Origin of the sequence: Micromonospora sp. NPDC047670 (assembly GCF_043204915.1) — a bacterium.
Lineage (GTDB): Bacteria > Actinomycetota > Actinomycetes > Mycobacteriales > Micromonosporaceae > Micromonospora.
In genome coordinates this window covers 44,698-65,034 of record NZ_JBIDDA010000004.1, presented here as the reverse complement: position 1 = coordinate 65,034, position 20,337 = coordinate 44,698, and the positions used below count along the sequence as shown (strand labels likewise).

General features: G+C 72.1%; 19 protein-coding genes. 11 read left to right on the top strand and 8 right to left on the bottom strand.

Annotated features, from left to right (window positions below; all coding sequences use genetic code 11):
- Positions 1-237: 237 nt before the first annotated feature.
- Genes ACGF7U_RS11370 through ACGF7U_RS11355 form a run of 4 tightly spaced genes read left to right on the top strand, consistent with a single transcriptional unit; the run spans position 238 to position 4,189 of the window.
- Positions 238-1,164: an ABC transporter permease gene (locus ACGF7U_RS11370; RefSeq protein WP_393105428.1), complete on the top strand. Its 927-nt coding sequence runs from the start codon at positions 238-240 to the stop codon at positions 1,162-1,164.
- Positions 1,157-2,134, top strand: coding sequence for an ABC transporter permease (locus ACGF7U_RS11365; RefSeq protein WP_393105426.1), 978 nt, complete (start codon positions 1,157-1,159; stop codon positions 2,132-2,134). The genes ACGF7U_RS11370 and ACGF7U_RS11365 overlap by 8 nt, the downstream gene beginning before the upstream one ends.
- 26 nt (positions 2,135-2,160) lie before the next feature.
- On the top strand, positions 2,161-3,183 hold the full coding sequence (locus tag ACGF7U_RS11360; protein ID WP_393106237.1) for an ABC transporter ATP-binding protein: 1,023 nt from the start codon (positions 2,161-2,163) through the stop codon (positions 3,181-3,183).
- Positions 3,176-4,189 (top strand): ABC transporter ATP-binding protein, encoded by a 1,014-nt coding sequence (locus ACGF7U_RS11355; RefSeq protein WP_393105424.1) that lies wholly within the window; start codon positions 3,176-3,178, stop codon positions 4,187-4,189. Before ACGF7U_RS11360 ends, ACGF7U_RS11355 begins: the two co-directional genes overlap by 8 nt.
- A 104-nt stretch (positions 4,190-4,293) precedes the next feature.
- Here the strand turns inward: ACGF7U_RS11355 and ACGF7U_RS11350 are convergent, their stop codons facing one another.
- A complete protein-coding gene (locus ACGF7U_RS11350; protein ID WP_393105422.1) occupies positions 4,294-4,683 on the bottom strand; it encodes a chorismate mutase in 390 nt (129 codons plus the stop codon).
- Positions 4,684-5,253: 570 nt separating this feature from the next.
- Here ACGF7U_RS11350 and pcrA point away from each other — a divergent pair.
- On the top strand, positions 5,254-7,659 hold the full coding sequence (gene pcrA, locus ACGF7U_RS11345; RefSeq protein WP_393105420.1) for a DNA helicase PcrA: 2,406 nt from the start codon (positions 5,254-5,256) through the stop codon (positions 7,657-7,659).
- 57 nt (positions 7,660-7,716) lie between these two features.
- On the opposite strand, the gene ACGF7U_RS11340 is transcribed toward pcrA, so the two are convergent.
- Positions 7,717-8,478: a M23 family metallopeptidase gene (locus ACGF7U_RS11340; RefSeq protein ID WP_393105418.1), complete on the bottom strand. Its 762-nt coding sequence runs from the start codon at positions 8,476-8,478 to the stop codon at positions 7,717-7,719.
- Positions 8,479-8,750: 272 nt separating this feature from the next.
- Positions 8,751-9,470, bottom strand: a complete 720-nt coding sequence (locus ACGF7U_RS11335; RefSeq protein WP_393105416.1) for a M23 family metallopeptidase — start codon at positions 9,468-9,470, stop codon at positions 8,751-8,753.
- A 443-nt stretch (positions 9,471-9,913) separates the two neighbouring features.
- Between ACGF7U_RS11335 and ACGF7U_RS11330 the strand changes: the two genes are divergently transcribed.
- From ACGF7U_RS11330 to sucD, 3 genes are all read left to right on the top strand, one after another.
- Positions 9,914-10,318, top strand: a complete 405-nt coding sequence (locus ACGF7U_RS11330; protein WP_350684229.1) for a cobalamin B12-binding domain-containing protein — start codon at positions 9,914-9,916, stop codon at positions 10,316-10,318.
- Positions 10,319-10,865: 547 nt separating this feature from the next.
- Positions 10,866-12,044 carry an ADP-forming succinate--CoA ligase subunit beta gene (gene sucC / locus ACGF7U_RS11325; protein WP_393105414.1) on the top strand — a complete coding sequence of 393 codons (1,179 nt, stop codon included), beginning with the start codon at positions 10,866-10,868 and terminating at the stop codon, positions 12,042-12,044.
- A gap of 2 nt (positions 12,045-12,046) precedes the next feature.
- Positions 12,047-12,934: a succinate--CoA ligase subunit alpha gene (gene sucD / locus ACGF7U_RS11320; RefSeq protein WP_091102932.1), complete on the top strand. Its 888-nt coding sequence runs from the start codon at positions 12,047-12,049 to the stop codon at positions 12,932-12,934.
- A gap of 42 nt (positions 12,935-12,976) precedes the next feature.
- Here sucD and ACGF7U_RS11315 read toward each other — a convergent pair whose 3' ends face one another.
- A complete protein-coding gene (locus ACGF7U_RS11315) occupies positions 12,977-13,243 on the bottom strand; it encodes a hypothetical protein (protein ID WP_393105412.1) in 267 nt (88 codons plus the stop codon).
- Positions 13,244-13,399: 156 nt separating this feature from the next.
- Here ACGF7U_RS11315 and ACGF7U_RS11310 point away from each other — a divergent pair, with 156 nt between their 5' ends.
- Positions 13,400-14,692, top strand: coding sequence for a DUF6350 family protein (locus ACGF7U_RS11310; protein ID WP_393105410.1), 1,293 nt, complete (start codon positions 13,400-13,402; stop codon positions 14,690-14,692).
- 92 nt (positions 14,693-14,784) lie between these two features.
- Here ACGF7U_RS11310 and ACGF7U_RS11305 read toward each other — a convergent pair whose 3' ends face one another.
- Both ACGF7U_RS11305 and ACGF7U_RS11300 read right to left on the bottom strand, forming a co-directional pair.
- On the bottom strand, positions 14,785-15,432 hold the full coding sequence (locus ACGF7U_RS11305; RefSeq protein WP_393105408.1) for a DUF4190 domain-containing protein: 648 nt from the start codon (positions 15,430-15,432) through the stop codon (positions 14,785-14,787).
- 21 nt (positions 15,433-15,453) lie between these two features.
- Positions 15,454-15,753 carry a CD225/dispanin family protein gene (locus ACGF7U_RS11300; protein WP_393105406.1) on the bottom strand — a complete coding sequence of 100 codons (300 nt, stop codon included), beginning with the start codon at positions 15,751-15,753 and terminating at the stop codon, positions 15,454-15,456.
- A gap of 181 nt (positions 15,754-15,934) precedes the next feature.
- On the opposite strand from ACGF7U_RS11300, the gene purN reads away from it, so the two are divergent.
- Together purN and purH are read left to right on the top strand one after the other, a co-directional pair.
- Positions 15,935-16,555, top strand: coding sequence for a phosphoribosylglycinamide formyltransferase (gene purN / locus ACGF7U_RS11295; protein ID WP_393105404.1), 621 nt, complete (start codon positions 15,935-15,937; stop codon positions 16,553-16,555).
- The gene (gene purH, locus ACGF7U_RS11290) at positions 16,552-18,123 is read left to right on the top strand and encodes a bifunctional phosphoribosylaminoimidazolecarboxamide formyltransferase/IMP cyclohydrolase (RefSeq protein WP_393105402.1); all 1,572 of its coding nucleotides are present in this window, start codon (positions 16,552-16,554) and stop codon (positions 18,121-18,123) included. The genes purN and purH overlap by 4 nt, the downstream gene beginning before the upstream one ends.
- A gap of 140 nt (positions 18,124-18,263) precedes the next feature.
- On the opposite strand, the gene ACGF7U_RS11285 is transcribed toward purH, so the two are convergent.
- Both ACGF7U_RS11285 and ACGF7U_RS11280 read right to left on the bottom strand, forming a co-directional pair.
- A complete protein-coding gene (locus ACGF7U_RS11285) occupies positions 18,264-19,292 on the bottom strand; it encodes an ABC transporter ATP-binding protein (protein WP_393105400.1) in 1,029 nt (342 codons plus the stop codon).
- Positions 19,276-20,313: an ABC transporter ATP-binding protein gene (locus tag ACGF7U_RS11280; RefSeq protein ID WP_393105398.1), complete on the bottom strand. Its 1,038-nt coding sequence runs from the start codon at positions 20,311-20,313 to the stop codon at positions 19,276-19,278. Before ACGF7U_RS11280 ends, ACGF7U_RS11285 begins: the two co-directional genes overlap by 17 nt.
- Positions 20,314-20,337 lie beyond the last annotated feature (24 nt).

Sequence of the window (20,337 nt, the reverse complement as noted above, 5' to 3'; positions counted from 1 at the left end):
CCCCCCCCCCCCCCCCGCCCCCCGTGATAAGAAAATCACGGGGGCGGTGCAAACGGCGGGCAACCGCCCCCCCCCGGCGGCCGCGCTGGCCCCCGCCGGGCCCCCCCGGGGGGGGGCCCCCCCCCGGGCCCCCCCCGACCCGGGCCGTTCCGTGAGGGAGTGTTACAACAGTCCCTCGCCACGTCCGTCATCCCCGTGTCGGCCGTCCGACGCGCCCCCTGTCTGGAGGACCACCCCATGGGCCGTTATCTGTTGAGACGGCTGCTCCAACTCATCCCGGTCTTCATCGGAACGACGTTCCTGATCTACTGGTTGGTCTGGTCGGTGCCCGGCGACCCGTTCGCCGGCAAGTGCGGCGAACGTGCCTGCCCGGACAGCTACGTCAACATGATGACCGAGAAGTTCAAGCTGGATCAGTCGATCTGGGTGCAGTACGGCAACTACATGCAGAATCTGTTCCAGGGCGACTTCGGGACGAACTTTGCCGGCCGGGAGATCAGCGACATCATCGCCACGGCCTACCCGAACACCCTGAAGCTGGCCCTGGTGGCCCTCGTCATCGAGGCGGTCATCGGCCTCACCGCGGGTGTGCTGACCGGCCTGCGCCGTAACGGCTTCCTGGACAACCTGGTCCTGGTCTCCAGCCTCTTCCTGATCGCGCTGCCGATCTTCGTCATCGGCTTCGTGCTCCAGTGGGTGCTCGGTGTGCAGTGGGGAATCATCAAGCCCACCGTCTCCAACGAGATGCGCATCTCGGAGCTGATCATCCCGGGCTTCGTGCTCGGTAGCGCCTCGATGGCGTACATCGCCCGGGTGGCCCGCACGAGCATCGCGGAGAACCGACGTGCCGACTACGTCCGCACCGCGATCGCCAAGGGCCTGCCGATGCGCCGGGTGGTCGGGGTGCACCTGCTGCGCAACTCGCTCATCCCGGTGGTGACGCTGCTCGGCACCGACCTCGGCGCCCTGATGGGTGGCGCGATCGTCACCGAGGGCATCTTCCAGATCAACGGGATCGGCCGCCAGGTCTTCCGCGCGATCACCACCAAAGAGAGCGCTACCGTTGTCTCCATCGTGGTGGTCCTGGTGCTCGTCTACCTGCTGATGAACCTGCTGGTCGACCTGCTCTACGCCGCCCTGGACCCGAGGATCCGCTATGAGTGACCCGAGTGCCGCGTCGATCGTCACCACGCCGCCCGCCCAGCAGCCGAACGAGCTCGGCGCTCCCACCAACGCGGGTCTGCCCGAGAACGCCCGCAAGGAGAAGCCGCGCGGCCTGCTCGGCGACGCCTGGCGTGACCTGCGCCGTAAGCCGCTGTTCTGGATCTCCGCGACGTTCATCGTCATCTTCCTGGTGATGACCGCCTTCCCGTCGCTGTTCACCTCCGGCGACCCGGCGAACGGCAACCTGCAGAACAGCCTCGTCGGCCCGTCGTCGGAGGCCTGGTTCGGCTACGACTTCCAGGGGCGCGACGTCTACGCCCGGGTGATCTACGGTGCCCGCGCGTCGATCGTGGTCTCCGTCCTCTCCGTGCTCGGCGTGCTGTTCATCGGCGGCGCGATGGGCATCATCGCGGGCTACCGCGGTGGCTGGGTGGACGCCGTGCTCTCCCGGATCGCCGACGTCTTCTTCGGTCTGCCGTTCGTGCTGGGCGCCATCGTCATCCTGACCACCTTCAACGGGTCGGGCACGAGCAACAGCAAGCTCGAGATCATGGCCCTGGTGAGCATGTCGCTGATCGTGCTGGGCTGGCCGGTCGTGATGCGGCTGATGCGCTCCTCGGTGCTGGCCACCAAGGAGGCGGACTACATCGTCGCCGCCCGCGCGCTGGGCGCCGGCACCGGTCGGATCATCCTCAAGCACCTGCTGCCGAACTGCCTCGCGCCGCTGCTGGTCTACGGGACGATCCTGGTCGGCTCCTTCATCGGCGCCGAGGCGACGCTGTCCTTCCTGGGCGTCGGTCTGAAGAGCCCGGTGGTCTCCTGGGGCATCATGATCAACGAGGCGCAGGCTCTCATCCGCGTCGCGCCGTACCTGCTCTTCTTCCCGGCCGCCTTCCTCGTCACCGCCGTGCTGAGCTTCGTGATGCTCGGTGAGACGGTCCGCGAGGCCCTCGATCCGAAACTCCGCTAGGGGCGATTCAGTTGTCCGACATTCTCGTGTCCGAGCAGTCCGCGGCGGGTACCTCCGGGCGCCCCTCCGGCCGCCTGCTCGAGGTCGACGACCTCCGAGTGGAGTTCCGCACCCGGGACGGCGTCGCGAAGGTCATCAACGGGGTCACGTACCACGTCGACGCGGGGGAGACCCTCGCCGTGCTCGGCGAGTCCGGCTCCGGTAAGAGCGTCACCGCGCAGACGATCATGGGCATCCTCGACACGCCGCCCGGCTTCGTCACCGGCGGTGCGGTCCGCTTCCACGGCAAGGACATGCTCAAGATGTCCTTCGAGGAGCGGCGCCGGATCCGCGGCGAGGGCATCGCCATGATCTTCCAGGACGCGCTCTCGGCGCTCAACCCCGTTTTCACCGTCGGGTTCCAGATCGCCGAGCAGTTCCGGGTGCGGCGCGGGATGAGCCGTTCCGACGCCAAGAAGCGCGCGATCGAGATGCTCGACCAGGTCAAGATCCCGAACGCCAAGGGCCGGTTCAACAGCTACCCGCACCAGTTCTCCGGCGGCATGCGGCAGCGCGCCATGATCGCGATGTCGCTGGCCCTGGATCCGGAGGTGCTGATCGCCGACGAGCCGACCACCGCGCTGGACGTGACGGTGCAGGCCCAGATCATGGACCTGCTCGCCGAGCTCCAGCGGGAGCGGCAGATGGGCATGATCCTGATCACCCACGACCTCGGCGTGGTCGCCGACGTCGCGGACCGGATCGCGGTGATGTACGCGGGTCGCATCGTCGAGGAAGCCAACGTGTACGACCTGTACGCCAAGCCGGCGCACCCGTACACCATCGGCCTGATCAACTCGATTCCCCGGCTGGACGAGAAGGGGCAGCAGCTCCGGACCATCAAGGGTCTCCCGCCGAACCTGATGAACATCCCGCCGGGCTGCCCGTTCAACCCGCGCTGCCCCATGGCGCAGCCGGTCTGCCGGGAGAAGGTCCCGCCGCTGCTGCAGGTAAGTGCCGGCCGGGCCAGCGCCTGCCACTTCGCCGAGGAGCTGGTGAACCGTGACTGAGAACATCCTCGAGGTCCGTGACCTGGTCAAGCACTACCCGGTGACCCGGGGCGTGGTGTTCAAGAAGACCATCGGCCACGTCAAGGCGGTGGACGGGGTCTCCTTCGAGCTCAAGGCCGGCGAGACCCTGGGTGTGGTCGGCGAGTCCGGCTGCGGCAAGTCCACCCTGGCCCGGGTCCTGATGAACCTGGAGCGGCCGACCTCCGGCAGCGTCCTCTACAAGGGCCAGGACATCTCCAAGCTCTCCGGCGGGGCGCTGCGGCGGCTGCGGCGGCAGATCCAGCTGGTGATGCAGGACCCGTACACCTCGCTGAATCCCCGGATGACGGTGGGCGACCTGATCGGCGAGCCGTTCGAGATCCACCCGGAGGTGGCGCCGAAGGGCAGCCGCCGGGGCAAGGTCAAGGAACTCCTGGACCTCGTCGGTCTCAACCCGGAGCACATCAACCGGTACCCGCACCAGTTCTCCGGCGGTCAGCGGCAGCGCATCGGCATCGCCCGGGCGCTCGCCCTGCGGCCCGAGATCATCGTCTGCGACGAGCCGGTGTCGGCGCTGGACGTGTCGATCCAGGCGCAGGTGATGAACCTGCTGGAGAAGCTCCAGGGCGAGTTCGGCCTGTCGTACGTGTTCATCGCCCACGACCTGTCGGTGGTCCGGCACCTGTCGGACCGGGTCGCGGTGATGTACCTGGGCAAGATCGCGGAGATCGGCACCGAGGACGAGATCTACGAGCGGCCGACCCACCCCTACACCCAGGCGCTGCTGTCGGCGGTGCCGGTGCCGGACCCGACCGTCCGGGAGCACAAGGCGATCATCCGCCTCACCGGTGACGTGCCGTCGCCGGTCAGCCCGCCCTCGGGCTGCCGGTTCCGGACCCGCTGCTGGAAGGCGCAGGACGTCTGCGCCGAGCAGGTCCCGCTGCTGGAGATCCGGCCGGGCTCGGACCACCCGAGCGCCTGCCACTTCGCCGAGAAGCGGGAGATCGTGCACTCGCACGAGGCGTGACACCCACGGGACCGCCTGCCGACGTCATCGCGACGACGGCAGGCGGTTCCGCCGTTTCCGGGCGGGCGCGCCGCGCCCATCCGCCGCGGTCCCCGGCGTACGCCTCACAGGGGGCCGCGGCCGGCGCGCAGCAGCAGCAGCGCGAGTTGCGTGCCGTCGGCGCCGAGGGCGACCCGGAAACGCTCCAGGATCTCCCGTTCCCGCGAGAGCACCAGCCGGGTGCCGCCGGAGGCCATCCGGGTCGCGCCGACCTCCTGGGAGAGGCGGGCCCGCTCCTGCCACAGCTCGATCAGCGCCCGGTCGATCTCGTCGATCCGCTCCCGGATCTCCACGATCCGGGCGGCCGCGGTCGGCTCGGCGGTGCCGGTGCGCGCCTCCGGCTTCGTGTCGTCGGCGCCGGTCGGCGCGTCGACCGGCCCGGACACCTCCGGGCCGGGCCGGCCCGCCTCGGGCCGCGTCAGGCTGCCGCTGGACTCCACCACGTCTGTCATCATCGGGTACCCCTCGTCGTCAGGTGCCCGGTGCCCGGATGCCGGGACGAAAAAGCCCCGGGCTCCAGGAGCCCGGGGCTTTCGTAGGTCTGATGTGCTCAGGCGCGACCCACGGCTGCCGGACTCCCGGTGCCGTAGTAAAAGTAGAAGCGCTGACCGAACACGTCGTCGAGTATGCCGACCTCGGACCGGCCGGCGCAAGGATTCGGCCGGACACGTGCCCCAACGCACGCCCCCGGCACCGACGCCGGGACCGCGCCGGGCCGCCGAGGCGGGTGGCGCGATCGACCGGTCCGGGGGCGCCGGCCCGCCGGCCACCGTGCCGCCCGGCCCGTCCCGTGCCGCCCGCCCGTCCCGTGCCGCCCGACGGGGCCGCGCGTCCGCGGCGGTCGGTCCGCCGACCACGGTGACCGGCTCGCCAGCCACCGTGCCGGGCGGGCGCCGCCCCCGCTCCGTCCGCGGTCGTCCGACCGGGCCGCACGCCCGCGGCGGTCGGTCCGCCGATGACGGCTCGGTCGCACCGGGGCCACACGGCGGGGAAGTGTCCGCCCGGCGGCATAGACTCGCCGTGCGATGCATCCTCTCTTCGACCTCCCCGTGTCCCCGCCCGCGCCAGCGCCTGCCCCGACCCCGCCGCGCCGGCCGGGGTCCGCTGCCGTCCGCCTCGACCCGCAGGCCCTGGTCGAGGGCCTGAACGGGCCGCAGCGCGACGCCGTGACCCACGCCGGCTCGCCGCTGCTGATCGTGGCCGGCGCCGGCTCGGGCAAGACCCGCGTGCTCACCCACCGGATCGCCTACCTGCTGGCCGCCCGGGACGTGCACCCCGGCGAGATCATCGCCATCACCTTCACCAACAAGGCCGCCGGGGAGATGAAGGAGCGCGTCGCCCACCTGGTGGGCCCGCGTGCCCGGCTGATGTGGGTGTCGACGTTCCACTCCGCGTGCGTGCGCATCCTGCGCGCCGAGCACGAGCACGCCGGGCTGAAGTCGACCTTCTCGATCTACGACGCGGACGACTCCCGCCGGCTGATGCAGATGGTCGCCCGCGAGCTCGACCTCGACCCGAAGCGCTACCCGGCGCGCGGGCTCGCCGCCCAGGTCTCCAACCTGAAGAACGAGCTGGTCGACCCGGAGGCGTTCGCCGCCCGGGCCAAGGGCCCCAACGAGCGGGCGCTGGCGGAGGCATACACGCTCTACCAGCGGCGGCTGCGCGAGGCGCACGCGCTCGACTTCGATGACCTGATCATGACGACGGTGCACCTGCTCCAGTCGCACCCGCACGTCGCGGAGAGCTACCGCCGGCGGTTCCGGCACGTGCTGGTCGACGAATACCAGGACACCAACCATGCCCAGTACGTGCTGATCAAGGAGCTGGTCTCGGGCACCGAGGGGATCGAGCCGGCCGAGCTGTGCGTGGTCGGCGACGCGGACCAGTCGATCTACGCGTTCCGCGGCGCCACGATCCGCAACATCCTGGAGTTCGAGCGCGACTTCGCCGACGCCCGGACGATCCTGCTGGAGCAGAACTACCGCTCCACCCAGACCATCCTCAACGCGGCCAACGCGGTGATCGACCGGAACACCTCGCGCAAGCCGAAGCGGTTGTGGAGCGAGGCGGGCGCGGGCGAGCCGATCGTCGGCTACGTGGCCGACACCGAGCACGCCGAGGCCGACTGGGTGGCCCGCGAGATCGACCGGGTGGTCGACTCCGGCGACGCCCGCCCCGGCGACGTGGCCGTCTTCTACCGCACCAACGCGATGTCCCGCGTCTTCGAGGAGATGTTCATCCGGGTCGGCCTGCCCTACAAGGTGGTGGGCGGGGTGCGCTTCTACGAGCGCAAGGAGGTCCGCGACGCGTTGGCCTACCTGCGCGCGGTGGTCAACGACGACGACACGGTCAGCCTGCGCCGGATCCTCAACACCCCCCGCCGGGGCATCGGCGACCGCGCCGAGGCGTGCGTGGAGGCCCTCTCCAGCCGGGACCGGGTCTCCTTCGGCGCGGCGCTGCGGCGGGCGAAGGACGCCCCGGGCATCTCCACCCGGGCGGCCAACGGCATCGCCGACTTCGTCGCCCTGCTCGACGGCGCCCGCGAGCTGGCCGAGACCGGCACCCCGGAGGAGGTGCTGGAGGCGCTGCTGACCCGCTCGGGCTACCTGACGGAGCTGGAGGAGAGCCTCGACCCGCAGGACGCCGGGCGGGTCGACAACCTCCAGGAGCTGGTCAGCGTCGCCCGGGAGTACACGGAGCGGATCGAGGCGACCGGCGAGGAGGGGGAGCGGGCCACCGTGGCCGGCTTCCTGGAGCAGGTCGCGCTGGTCGCCGACGCCGACCAGGTGCCGACCGACGACCCGGACCACCAGGGCGTGGTCACCCTGATGACGCTGCACACCGCCAAGGGGCTGGAGTTCCCGGTGGTCTTCCTGACCGGCCTGGAGGACGGCGTCTTCCCGCACCTGCGCTCGCTCGGCGACACCCGCGAGTTGGAGGAGGAGCGTCGGCTGGCGTACGTGGGCATTACCCGGGCCCGGCAGCGCCTCTACCTCTCCCGGGCGGTGACCCGCTCGGCGTGGGGGCAGCCGTCATACAACCCGCCGTCGCGCTTCCTGGAGGAGTTGCCGCCGGAGCTGGTCCGCTGGGAGCGCACCGAGGGGTCGTACACCTCGTGGGCCGGCGGGGGCGGCGGCGTCGGCGGCCGTGCGGACCGCGTGCCCGGCGGGCGCGGCACCTTCAACGGCGGCACCCCCAAGGCCACGCAGTTGGCGAAGCGGCTCGGTGTCGACGCCAGCCGGCTGACCACGGCGAGCGAGCTGCCGCAGGGGCCGAAGGTGTCCGCCGGGGACCGGGTCAACCACCAGCGCTACGGCCTGGGCCGGGTGCTCGCGGTGGAGGGGCACGGCCCGAGCGCCCGGGCGCAGATCGACTTCGGCGACCAGACGATGTGGCTGGTGCTCCGGCACGCCCCGATCGACAAGCTCTGAGAGCGGGCACGGCCCGGCCCGGCGAGCGCCGGACCGGGCCGTTTCCGGTGGTACGGGTCAGCAGGCCACGTCGATGCCGCGGGCGCGCAGGAACGGCGCCGGGTCGATCTGGTTCCACATCTGGCCCTGGTGGACCTCGAAGTGCAGGTGCGGGCCGGTGGAGTCGCCGGTGGAGCCCTCCAGGCCGATGGTCTCCCCGGCGACCACCCTGTCGCCCACGCCCGCCTTGGCGGTGCTCAGGTGGGCGTAGTGGGTCAGGTAGCCGTTGCCGTGGTCGATGACGACGGAGATGCCGTACCCGTCGCCCACGTCGCCGGCCTTGGTGACCGTGCCGCCGAAGGCGGCGCGGACCGGGGTGCCTGCGGGCAGCGCGAAGTCGATGCCGGCGTGCAGGGTGCCCCAGCGCGGGCCGTAGCAGGAGGTGATCGCCGCGCCCTTCATCGGGATGACCCAGCTCGGCTTCGGCTTGCTGGTCCTCTTCGGCGTCGGCTTGGCGGTGGTCGCCTTCGGGCTGGGCTTCGCCGACGGGCTGGCCATCGTGGGGCTCGGCGTCGGGCTGGCCGAGGGGGTGGCCGGGGCGGTCGACTCGCGGGCGGACCGGTCGGCGCGGTCGGCGGCCTCGGCGCGAGCCTGCGCGTCGAGGGAGACGGCGGCCGGGGTGCCGGGGTCGTCGTTCCCGGTGGCCGCGAAGGCGGCTCCGCCGAGGCCGAGCCCGACCAGGGCCGTCGCGGCGATGATCACGCGGGTGCGGCCGCCGGCCCGCTTCCGGTGCCGGACCGGGGCGTCGGGGGTGTTCTCGTTCTGAATGTCTTCCTGCACGGCGGACCTTCACTGATCGAGGGGCACTTGACCTCGAAATACTGGTGTCGCCGCGGCCCGGCGCGGGTACGGGGACCGGGTCGGGCCGGGGGGCCGCGCCCCGCGCCGTCCGTTACGTCCCGTTACGGGGCATTGGATGCGATAAGTGATCATGGTCGACGGTGGCGGCGGTCACATTCTCGGCTGTGACCCAGCAGACTTTGCCGCACGCCCGGGCAACGAAAAACCGCCCGGATCGGCAGATCCGGGCGGTCAACGGTCGATGCGCAGCGTCAGGACGCGGCTACCTCGTTGTAGATTGCCTCGACTTGTAGCTTGATGTCCACTCCGCGCTCCTGGAGCCACGGCACCGGGTCGAGCGGCTCGCCCTTGACATGGACCTCGAGGTGGAGGTGGGAGCCGTAGGAGTGGCCGGTGTTGCCGACGAGGCCCAGTTGGTCGCCCGCCTTGACCTGCTGCCCCTCCCGCACGCTCAGCGCGGAGGAGTGGCCGTAGATGGCCTCGCTGCCGTCGGCGTGCTGGACGATCACCGTGTAGCCGTACCCGCCGAACCAGCCGGCCTTGGTGACCGTGCCGGCGTGGATGGCGACGTAGGGCGTGCCCTCCGGGGCGACCAGGTCGACGCCGGTGTGCAGCTTGCCCCAGCGCATGCCGTAGGGCGAGTTGAACTCGTAGCCCTGCAGGGGGAGCAGCCAGACCTCGCGCTCGGTGGCGGCCTCGGCGCCGGCGGCGCGGGTGCTGTCGCGGGAGGCGCGGTCGGCGGCGTCGGCGCGGGCCGCGGCGTCCTGGCTCAGGGTCGAGGCCGCCTTCAGCTCGTCGAGGACCGACGGGCTGACGCTCTTGGCGTCCGGCAGGGCGCCCGCGCCGATCGCGACGATGCCGGCGCCGACGAACGCGGTGGTGACGACCGCGGCGTAGCGGCTACGCGGGGGGGTGGGCACGCGGCGACGGCCGCGATATCGATCGGGCTCAGACGACAGGCGCTGGCGCACGCACACCCTCCGTTGTCGGGGATCCGATGCGGCTTTCCGACGCCCGTGAAACTCGGGTGAACGTCGGTTGGCCGCGTCGTCACCCGTCCGTGGACCTGATGACAACCGTGGACACGTTAGCCAACCACCAGGGCCGTCACAAGCCGAAGCGCCGAATTGCTACTGCGTTCTGTCCCTTTGCGTCCGTGATTGTCATGCCTCGTACCCCTCGAACGGTGCCCCCGTAACTGCCCGTTCGTCGCGCAGGGTGACCGAACGGCGGAGTCGTCCGGCTTGACGTCGGTGATCATTTACGGCAGGCCGTCAGCCTGTGCGGCGCCCCCCTCTTCCGGGGCGGGCGAGCCGGCGCGCGGCGAGCTTCGCCGCCCGGATTTCCCGGGCCGGGCGGGGCGGGTTACCGTTCGTTCAGGTGAAGCCGCGGAGCCGGTGAAAGGGATGCGCTGATGAGCTCTCGTGTTCGGGTCGTCGTCGCCAAGCCGGGCCTGGACGGCCACGACCGTGGCGCCAAGGTCGTCGCGCGTGCCCTCCGGGACGCCGGTATGGAGGTCATCTACACCGGCCTGCACCAGACCCCGGAGCAGATCGTGGAGACCGCGATCCAGGAGGACGCCGACGCGGTCGGGCTCTCCGTGCTGTCCGGGGCGCACATGACGCTGTTCCGGCGGGTGGTGGAACTCCTCGGTGAGCGGGACGCCCGCGACATCGTCGTGTTCGGCGGCGGCATCATCCCCGACGCCGACATCCCCGAGCTCCAGAAGCTCGGCGTCGCCAAGATCTTCACGCCGGGTGCCACCACCGCGTCGATCGTGGAGTGGGTGCGGGAGAACGTCGCCCAGCCGGTCGCCTGACCCGCCGGTGGCCGTCGGCCGGCAGCCCGCGATGCGGGCGTCGGTCGCACCCGGCACGTGTACGCCGGCGGCACGCGCGCGATGCTCGGCGCCGGCGGCGCGCGGCCCCGCGATGCGGGCGGGTGTCCGCGGCCGGTGGCTGTTCCGGGAGACGGGGGAGGGGCCGGACGCACCCCTCACACGTCCGGCCCCTCTATGCACGATGCCCCGCCGCCACCCCTCGACCGACAGGGCATCGGCCGTCTCCCGTCGCCGCGCTGCATCAGCGCTCCGACACCTGACTCAACGACGCCTCGGCGCAGGGGTTACGCGGCCCGGGCAACATCGCCCGGACGGCTGACGTCGGGGCCGGAGTCGCGGAAAGGCAGCGCGGCGCCGCCGGTTGTGCATTACCGCACACCGCGCACCCGCTCGGTTGCCGCCGGTGTCCACCTCGCTAGGCTGCGCCCAATGGCCTGTGTCAAGTGATGACAGGCGTCAAACTGTTTTCCATAACGCTGGTGGCGGCGCGACGGCGCGCCGCGGAGACGGGACGGGACGCGCAAACGTGGACCTGTACGAGTACCAGGGGCGGGACCTGTTCGAGCGGCACGGCTTGCCCGTGCTCGCCGGCGGCGTCGCCACGACCCCGGAGGAGGCCCGCGCGATCGCCGAACGCCTCGGCGGTCGGGTGGTCGTCAAGGCGCAGGTGAAGGTCGGCGGCCGGGGCAAGGCCGGCGGCGTGAAGCTGGCCGAGGGCGCGGAGGAGACGGTGGCCCGTGCCACCGACATCCTCGGCATGGACATCAAGGGTCACACCGTCCACAAGGTCATGATCACGGTGACCGCGGACGTGGCCGAGGAGTACTACTTCTCCTACCTGCTCGACCGGGCGAACCGCACCTTCCTCTGCATCGCCAGCGTCGCGGGCGGTATGGACATCGAGCAGGTCGCCGCCGACACCCCGGAGAAGGTGGTGAAGGCCCCGATCGACGCCAACACCGGCGTCGACGAGGCCAAGGCGCGCGAGATCGTCGCCGCCGCCGGCTTCCCGGCCGAGGTCGCCGACCAGGTCGTCGAGGCGGCCGTGGGCCTGTGGAAGGCCTTCGTCGCCGAGGACGCCACGCTGGTCGAGGTGAATCCGCTGGCCAAGACCGGCGAGGGCAAGCTGCTGCTGCTCGACGCCAAGATCACCTTGGACGAGAACGCCGCGTTCCGGCACCCGGACCACGAGGCGCTGGTCGACCAGGCCGCGGTGGACCCGCTGGAGCAGGCCGCCAAGGAGAAGGACCTCAACTACGTCAAGCTCGACGGCGAGGTCGGCATCATCGGCAACGGCGCCGGTCTGGTCATGTCGACCCTGGACGTGGTCGCGTACGCCGGTGAGCGGCACGGCGGCGTCAAGCCGGCCAACTTCCTCGACATCGGCGGCGGCGCGAGCGCCGCGGTGATGGCGAACGGGCTGGAGATCGTCCTCTCCGACCCGTCGGTCAAGAGCGTCTTCGTCAACGTCTTCGGCGGCATCACCGCCTGCGACGAGGTCGCCAACGGCATCGTGCAGGCGCTGGCCCTGCTCGAGCAGCGCGGCGAGAAGGTCACCAAGCCGCTGGTCGTCCGCCTCGACGGCAACAACGCCGAGGCCGGCCGGGCGATCCTCGACGGCGCGAACAACCCGCTGGTCCAGCGGGTGGACACGATGGATGGCGCGGCCGAGCGGGCCGCCGAGCTGGCGGCTGCGGGGGTCTGACAATGGCTATCTGGCTGACCAAGGACTCGAAGGTCATCGTCCAGGGGATGACCGGTTCCGAGGGTTCCAAGCACACCCGGCGGATGCTCGCCGCGGGCACCAACGTCGTCGGCGGCGTCAACCCGCGCAAGGCGGGCCAGACCGTCGACTTCGACGGCACCGAGCTGCCGGTCTTCGCCAGCGTCGCGGACGCGATGGCGCAGACCGGTGCCGACGTGACCGTGATCTTCGTGCCGCCGCAGTTCACCAAGGGCGCGGTCGTCGAGGCGATCGACGCCGGGATCGACCTGGCCGTGGTGATCACCGAGGGTGTGCCGGTGCACGACACCGCCGCGTTCTGGGCGTACAACGTCGCCAAGGGCGAGCGGACCCGGATCATCGGGCCGAACTGCCCGGGCATCGCCTCGCCGGGCGCCTCCAACGCCGGCATCATCCCGGCCGACATCACCGGCTCCGGCCGGATCGGCCTGGTCAGCAAGAGCGGCACGCTGACCTACCAGATGATGTACGAGCTGCGCGACATCGGCTTCTCGACCTGTGTCGGCATCGGCGGTGACCCGATCATCGGCACCACCCACATCGACGCGCTCGCCGCGTTCGAGGCGGACCCGGACACCGACGCGATCGTCATGATCGGTGAGATCGGCGGCGACGCCGAGGAGCGGGCCGCCGAGTTCATCAAGGCGAACGTGACGAAGCCGGTGGTCGGCTACATCGCCGGCTTCACCGCGCCCCCCGGCAAGACCATGGGGCACGCCGGCGCGATCATCTCCGGCTCCGCCGGCACGGCCGAGGCCAAGAAGAGCGCGCTGGAGGCCGTCGGCGTCAAGGTCGGCAAGACCCCGACCGAGACCGCCAAGCTGATGCGGGAGATCATGTCCGCGGGCTGATCCCGACGTACGACCGGAGGGCCGACCGTTCGCGGTCGGCCCTCAGTCGTTGTAGACCGGGTAGTTGCCGCCGGCCCAGAGGATCCCGCTGCCGATGATGTTGAGCACGCCGAACGCGATCGCCAGCCAGCCGAGCACCGGCGACTTGCCGAAGCGCTTGGCGTCCCGGATCGACAGGTAGCCGAAGACGACCCCCAGGATGCCGCAGCAGAGCAGGCCGAGGACGATGCCCAGGACGCCCCACAGCGTGGTGCGGTCCTGGCCGGCCGCGGGTGGCGGCGGCGGGGGCGGCGGGTACGGAGCGTTCACGGCTTCCCTCCGGGCGTCGGTGCCGCGACTTGGGTCGCGTCCCTGCGCCGAGGCTAGACCGGATCGGGGGCGGGAGACGGTGGATCACGGAACTCGCCGCCGCTCGGGGGCGGTATCGGACTGCCGCCGGGCGCGCGGCATGCCAGAGTAGACCCGATGTCCTCCGTCACCCCTGATCAGCCGAGCCGTCCCGGCGTCGAGGCCGGCACCGACGCCCGGCCGGACACGCCCGCCGGGCGGGGCCGGCGGGTGCCCGCGCCGCGCGGTGGCGAGGCGCCCCGCAGCCGCGCGCCGCTCGCCGTCGCCGCCGGGGTCGCCGCCGGATGGGCGGCGCTCACCTCGTGGCTGCCGGTCGTGGTCGTGCTGGGGCTGTTCCAGCTCAGCGAGGACGCCGCCACCGTGTCGGGAGCGCTCCACGCCGGGCTGGCCGGCTGGCTGCTCGGGCACGGCGTCCCGCTGGAGACCGGCGCCGGCCCGCTCGGGCTGGCCCCGCTGGCACTGACCGCGTTGGTGGTCTGGCGGCTGACCCGCGCGGGCGTGCACACCAGCCGGGCGATCGGCGCGCGCGGTGGGCGGTCGCCCCGGCAGGCGCTCCTCGCCGCCGGCGCGGTCGGCATCGCGTACGCGCTGCTCGGGCTGCTCGCCGCGGTGCTGGTCGGCGCGGGCGGCCTCGCGGTGTCGCCGGTCCGCGCCGGGGTCACCTGTGCGGTCCTCGGCACGCTCGGGGCCCTGGTCGGCTCGGCCCGGACCACCCGCGTCTCCGGCCTGCTCGTCGCGCGGTCCCCGGAGCCGCTGCGCGACGGGATCCGCACGGGGCTGGTCGCCGGCCTGCTGCTGCTCGGCGCGGGCGGCGGGGCGGCGGGGCTCGCCGTGGCGACCGGGGGCGGGGACGCCGCCGACCTGATCGGGGCCTACCGCACCGGGGTCGCCGGGCAGGCCGGGATCACCCTGGTCAGCCTCGCCTACGCGCCCAACGCCACGGTCTGGTCGGCCAGCTATCTGCTCGGCCCGGGTTTCGCCGTCGGCACCGACACGGCGGTCCGCACCAGCGAGGTCTCCGTCGGCGCGCTGCCGGCCGTGCCGCTGCTGGCGGGGCTGCCGCGCGGTCCGGTCGACGGGCTCGGCGCCGGTCTGCTCGCGGTGCCGGTCCTCGCCGGGATGGCGGCGGGCTGGCTGCTGGCACGCCGGCTGCTCCGGCTCGCCGCCGACGACCGGGCGCCGCTGCGCTGGGGCCCGCTGCTCGGGTCGGCGGCACTCGCCGGCCCGGTGGCCGGCGTGCTGCTGGGCGCCGCCGCGGCCGCCTCCGCCGGGTCCCTCGGCGGAGGCCGACTCGCCGAGATGGGACCGGTCGCCTGGCAGGTGGGCGGGGTGGCGACCGCCGTCATCGCGGTGGGCGCGCTGCTGGGTGCCGCCGCGACCCGGGTGCTCGCCCGCCCCGCCCCCCGCTGACCTCCGCGCGTGTCCAACGCGCCGGCTCGATCCCTCTCGCACGCCGAAGGGGCGCCCCGGACGAGCCGGGACGCCCCTTCGCGCGGTGCCGCTCAGGGCTGGTAGGCGACTCCGGCGACCAGCAGGATGATCTGGAGCAGGCCCAGCACGGCGCCGATGCCGCCGCAGATCAGGCCGGCGAGGGCCTGACCCTGGTTGTCGGCCAGCCCCTGGGCGGCCTTCTGCCTGCCCATCCAGCCGGTCACCACCGCGCCGATGCCGAGCGGGATTGCGAGGTAGCAGCAGACCAGCGGGATCGACGCGATGCCGAGGATCATCGACACCAGGCCGAGGGTGTTCTGCTGCTGCCCCGGCCCCTTGCCGGCGAACCCGGCGTTCGGGTACATGGGCGGTGGGTACGCCTGCTGGCCGTACGGATCCTGGTACGGCTGCTGGCCGTACGGCTGGGCGGACGTCGGCTGGCCGTACGGCTGGGCGGACGTCGGCTGGCCGTACGGCTGGGCGGACGGCGGCTGGCCGTAGGGCTGACCCGAGGTCGGGGGCTGGCCGTACGGCTGCCCCGAGGTCGGCTGGCCGTAGGGGTTCTGCGGTGCGGCGTACGGGTCGTTCGGCTGCCCGGAGGTGGGCTGCTGACCGTACGGCGCCGCCGGCGGTGGCGCGTACGGGTCGTGGGGCGGCGCGGTCGGATCCTGGTGCGGCTGCTGACCGTAGGGATCCTGACCGGGGTAACCGGGCTGCATGCGAACTCCTCGTCAGTTCTGTCAGTAGGTGCTGGCCGAGCTGCTACCGCCCACCATCCCGGCGAGGCCACCGAGCAGGCAGCACACCAGAACGATCACATACCAGCTGATGCCGACGATCAGCGCCCACTTGGACCACTTCTTCGACTCGGCGGCGGCGGCCTGGGCTCCGGCGTAGTCGCCCTGCTGGAGCAGCGGGTTCACCTTGGAGGCGTTGATGATGGCCGGAATCGCCAGCGGCCAGAAGAGGAAGATGGCGACGATCGACATCGTCATGTTGTTGTTGATCGGGGGTTGCTGCGGCTGGTATCCGGGCTGCATCTCGGCGTACTCCTCATTCCACTCGGCACCCCTGGGGCGCCGGATCACTGACGGGTGCGGGCCGGACGGGCTGCCGGTCCCGAGCGACCGGCAGCGTACCCGGTTCCGACCAGTCACGTCGTCGGTGAATGTCGCGCTGCCCAGCGATTGGACCCGCCGACCTGCCCGATAGGGTGGCAGGGTGACCGAGCCCGCGTCCGTCGCCCGCATCGTCGTCCTCGTCTCCGGCTCCGGGAGCAACCTGCAAGCACTGCTCGACGCCTGCGCCGATCCGGCGTACGGGGCCCGGGTGGTCGCCGTCGGCGCGGACCGGGACGGCATCGCCGGGCTGGACCGGGCCGCCGCGGCGGGCGTGCCGACCTTCGTCGAGCGCGTCGCCGACCACCCCACCCGCGAGGACTGGGACGCCGCGCTGACCGCCCGCGTCGCCGAGCACCGGCCCGACCTGGTCATCTCCGCCGGTTTCCTCAAGCTTGTCGGCCCGCGCTTCCTGGCGGCCTTCGGCGACCGCTACCTGAACACCCACAACACGTTGCTGCCGGCGTTCCCCGGCATCCACGGCCCGCGCGACGCCCTCGCCTACGGCGTGAAGGTCACCGGGGCCACGCTCTTCTTCGTCGACGCCGGCATGGACACCGGCCCGATCGTCGCGCAGGTCGCCGTGCCCGTACGCGACGACGACGACGTGGAGACGCTCACCGAGCGCATCAAGGAAGCCGAGCGGCACCAGCTCGTCGAGCAGGTGGGCCGCCTGGTCCGCGAAGGTTGGACGATCACCGGAAGAAAGGTCACGGTCCCGTGAGTTCCACTCAGGACGAACGCCGCCCGATCAGGCGGGCGCTGGTCAGCGTCTACGACAAGACCGGCCTGGTCGAGCTGGCCCGGGCCCTGCACGCGGCCGGGGTGGAGCTCGTCTCGACCGGCAGCACGGCCGCCACCATCGCCGACGCCGGGGTGCCGGTGACCCCGGTGGAGACGGTGACCGGCTTCCCGGAGATCCTCGACGGGCGGGTCAAGACGCTGCACCCGAAGGTGCACGGCGGACTCCTGGCCGACCTGCGCAAGGACTCGCACGCCGCCCAGCTCGACGAGCACGGCATCGCGGGGATCGACCTGCTGGTCTCCAACCTCTACCCGTTCCAGGCCACGGTCGCCTCCGGCGCCGGCGTCGAGGAGTGCGTCGAGCAGATCGACATCGGCGGGCCGGCCATGGTCCGGGCGGCCGCCAAGAACCACGCCTCGGTCGCCGTGGTGACCGATCCGGCCGCGTACCCGGCCCTGCTCGCCGCGCTCGACGAGGGCGGCTTCACGCTGGCCCAGCGCCGCGTGCTGGCCGCCCGGGCGTTCGCCGTCATCGCCGAGTACGACGTGGCGGTGGCCGAGTGGTGCGCCACCACGCTGGCGCCCGAGCAGGACGGCTGGCCGGGCTTCGCCGGGCTGTCGCTGCGCCGGCAGGCGGTGCTGCGCTACGGCGAGAACCCCCACCAGGCCGCGGCCCTCTACGCCGACCCGTCCAGCCCGGCCGGGCTCGCCCAGGCCGAGCAGCTGCACGGCAAGGAGATGTCCTACAACAACTACGTCGACGCGGACGCCGCGTGGCGGGCGGCCAACGACTTCGCCGACCAGCCGGCGGTGGCGATCATCAAGCACGCCAACCCGTGCGGCATCGCGGTCGGCGCCGACGTGGCCGAGGCGCACCGCAGGGCGCACGCCTGCGACCCGGTGTCCGCGTACGGCGGGGTCATCGCGGTCAACCGCCCGGTGAGCGTGGAGATGGCGCGGCAGGTGGCCGAGATCTTCACCGAGGTCGTGGTCGCCCCCGGCTACGACGACGGCGCGGTGGAGATCCTGCAGGGCAAGAAGAACGTCCGGCTGCTGCGCGCGCCCGCCTTCGACCCGCTGCCGGCCGAGTGGCGGCAGGTCACCGGCGGCGTGCTGGTCCAGCTGGCCGACCGGATCGACGCCGACGGCGACGACCCGGCCAACTGGCGGCTGGCCACCGGCGAGGCGGCCGACGAGGAGACGCTGCGCGACCTGGCCTTCGCCTGGCGGGCGGTCCGCGCGGTGAAGAGCAACGCGATCCTGCTGGCGAAGGGCGGCGCGACCGTCGGCGTCGGGATGGGCCAGGTCAACCGGGTCGACTCCGCGCAGCTCGCGGTGAGCCGCGCCGGGGCGGAGCGCGCCCGCGGCTCGGTCTGCGCCTCGGACGCGTTCTTCCCGTTCGCCGACGGCCCGAAGATCCTCATCGACGCGGGTGTCCGCGCGATCGTCCAGCCGGGCGGCTCGATCCGCGACGAGGAGGTGATCGCCGCCTGCAAGGAGGCCGGCGTCACCATGTACCTGACCGGCACCCGCCACTTCTTCCACTGACCCCCCACCCTCCCGCCCCCCGCCCCCTGACTCCTGTCGATCTTGCACTCTGTGCCCTGGCGCACCGGCTCGAAGCGGGCAATTCGGGGGCACAAAGTGCAAGATCGCGGGAACGGGTGGGGGCGCGGGGGTGGGGTGGGTCAGGGGAGCGGGCGGAGTTCGGCGAAGTGGCACGCCGAGGGGTGCGGGTCCGCCGCGCGGGGCACCGCGTGGGGCTCCTGGGTGGCGCAGACCTCCTGGGCCTTCCAGCAGCGGGTGCGGAAGTGGCAGCCGCTCGGCGGGTCGGCCGGGCTCGGCACGTCGCCGGTGAGCCGGATCATGGTGCGCTGGTCGCGGGCCTCCGGGTCCGGCACGGGCACGGCGGAGAGCAGCGCCTGGGTGTACGGGTGGGTCGCCCGCTCGTAGATCTCGTCCTCGGTGCCGAGTTCCACGATCTTGCCCAGGTACATCACCGCGACGCGGTCGGAGATGTGCCGGACCACGGAGAGGTCGTGGGCGATGAAGATGTACGACAGGCCGAACTCGTCCTGGAGCTTCTCCAGCAGGTTGATCACCTGGGCCTGGATCGACACGTCCAGCGCCGAGACGGGCTCGTCGCAGACGATGATCTCGGGCCGCAGGGCGAGCGCCCGGGCGATGCCGATGCGCTGCCGCTGACCGCCGGAGAACTGGTGCGGGTACCGGTTGATGTGCTCAGGGTTCAGGCCGACCACGTCGAGCAGTTCCCGCACCCGCTGCCGCCGGCTGCCCTTCGGCGCGGCGTCGGGGTGGATCTCGAACGGCTCGCCGATGATGTCGCCGACCGTCATCCGCGGGTTCAGCGAGGTGTACGGGTCCTGCATGACCATCTGCATGTTGCGGCGCAGCCGACGCAGCTCGGCGCCGGAGGCCCTGAACAGGTCCCGACCCTCCAGCGTGGCCCGGCCCGCGGTCGGCGTCTCCAGCCGCATCAGCAGCCGCGCCAGGGTGGACTTGCCGCAGCCGGACTCGCCGACCACCCCGAGGGTCTCCCCGCGGCGCAGCTCGAAGCTGACCCCGTCGACGGCCTTGACCGCGCCCGTCTGCTTCTGGAACAGCACGCCCTGCCGGATCGGGAAGTGCTTGACGAGGTTGTCGACGGCGAGGATCGTCTCGCCCCGGACCTTGGCCGGGCTAGCGGGCGCTGTCATCACGGACCTCCTGCGCGAAGTGGCACGCGCTGGTCCGGCCGTCGCCGAGGACCAGGTCGTGCGGCACCACGTCCACGCAGACCTGCTGCACGTACGGGCACCGGGGGTGGAAGGGGCAGCCGGACGGGATCCGCATCAGGTTCGGCGGCAGCCCCTTGATGGTGGAGAGCTGCTGACCCCGCACGTCCATCCGCGGGATCGACTCCAGCAACCCCTTGGTGTACGGGTGGGCCGGCGCCCGGTACAGCGAGCGGACGTCGGCGTGCTCGACGATGCGGCCGGCGTACATGACGGCGATCCGGTCCGCGACGCCGGCGACCACGCCGAGGTCGTGGGTGATCAGGATCATCGCCATGTTGAGGTCGCGGCGCAGGTCGGCCAGCAGATCCATGATCTGGGCCTGCACGGTGACGTCCAGCGCCGTGGTGGGCTCGTCGGCGATCAGGACCTTCGGGTTCATGGCCAGCGCCATCGCGATCATCACGCGCTGGCGCATGCCGCCGGAGAACTGGTGCGGGTAGTCGCCGAGCCGGTTGGCGGCGGCCGGGATCCTCACCAGGTCCATCAGCTCGACGGCCCGCCGCCGGGCGTCCGCCTTGGACATGCCCTCGCGCTGGCGCAGCGTCTCGCCGATCTGCCAGCCAACCGGGAAGACGGGATTCAGCGCGGAGAGGGCGTCCTGGAAGATCATTGCGATCTCCTTGCCCCGTACCTGCCGGCGCTGCTCCTCGGGCAGCTTCAACAGATCGCGACCCTGGTAGAGGATCTGGCCGGAGCGGATCACCGCCGGGGGAGTGTCGAGGATGCCCATGATCGCCTGGGCGGTGACCGACTTGCCGGAGCCGGACTCGCCGAGCACGGCGAGGGTCTCGCCGGGATCCAGGTGGTACGAGACCCCGTTGATCACCCTGGCCACGCCCTCGCCGGTGCGGAACTCGATGTGCAGGTCCCGCACGTCCAGCAGGTGCCCGCCCTCGGGCGTCGGGGAGGCCGGCGTCGGTCGGACGGCGGACTGGCTCACTGCGCTCGCCTTTCGCCCGCGACT

Coding starts and splice junctions, on each gene's coding strand:
- pcrA (WP_393105420.1), top strand. CDS start 5,254: ATGCATCCTCTCTTCGACCTCCCCGTGTCCCCGCCCGCGCCAGCGCCT.
- ACGF7U_RS11285 (WP_393105400.1), bottom strand. CDS start 19,292: ATGACAGCGCCCGCTAGCCCGGCCAAGGTCCGGGGCGAGACGATCCTC.
- ACGF7U_RS11350 (WP_393105422.1), bottom strand. CDS start 4,683: ATGATGACAGACGTGGTGGAGTCCAGCGGCAGCCTGACGCGGCCCGAG.
- ACGF7U_RS11300 (WP_393105406.1), bottom strand. CDS start 15,753: ATGCAGCCCGGATACCAGCCGCAGCAACCCCCGATCAACAACAACATG.
- ACGF7U_RS11330 (WP_350684229.1), top strand. CDS start 9,914: ATGAGCTCTCGTGTTCGGGTCGTCGTCGCCAAGCCGGGCCTGGACGGC.
- ACGF7U_RS11305 (WP_393105408.1), bottom strand. CDS start 15,432: ATGCAGCCCGGTTACCCCGGTCAGGATCCCTACGGTCAGCAGCCGCAC.
- sucD (WP_091102932.1), top strand. CDS start 12,047: ATGGCTATCTGGCTGACCAAGGACTCGAAGGTCATCGTCCAGGGGATG.
- ACGF7U_RS11310 (WP_393105410.1), top strand. CDS start 13,400: ATGTCCTCCGTCACCCCTGATCAGCCGAGCCGTCCCGGCGTCGAGGCC.
- ACGF7U_RS11370 (WP_393105428.1), top strand. CDS start 238: ATGGGCCGTTATCTGTTGAGACGGCTGCTCCAACTCATCCCGGTCTTC.
- ACGF7U_RS11365 (WP_393105426.1), top strand. CDS start 1,157: ATGAGTGACCCGAGTGCCGCGTCGATCGTCACCACGCCGCCCGCCCAG.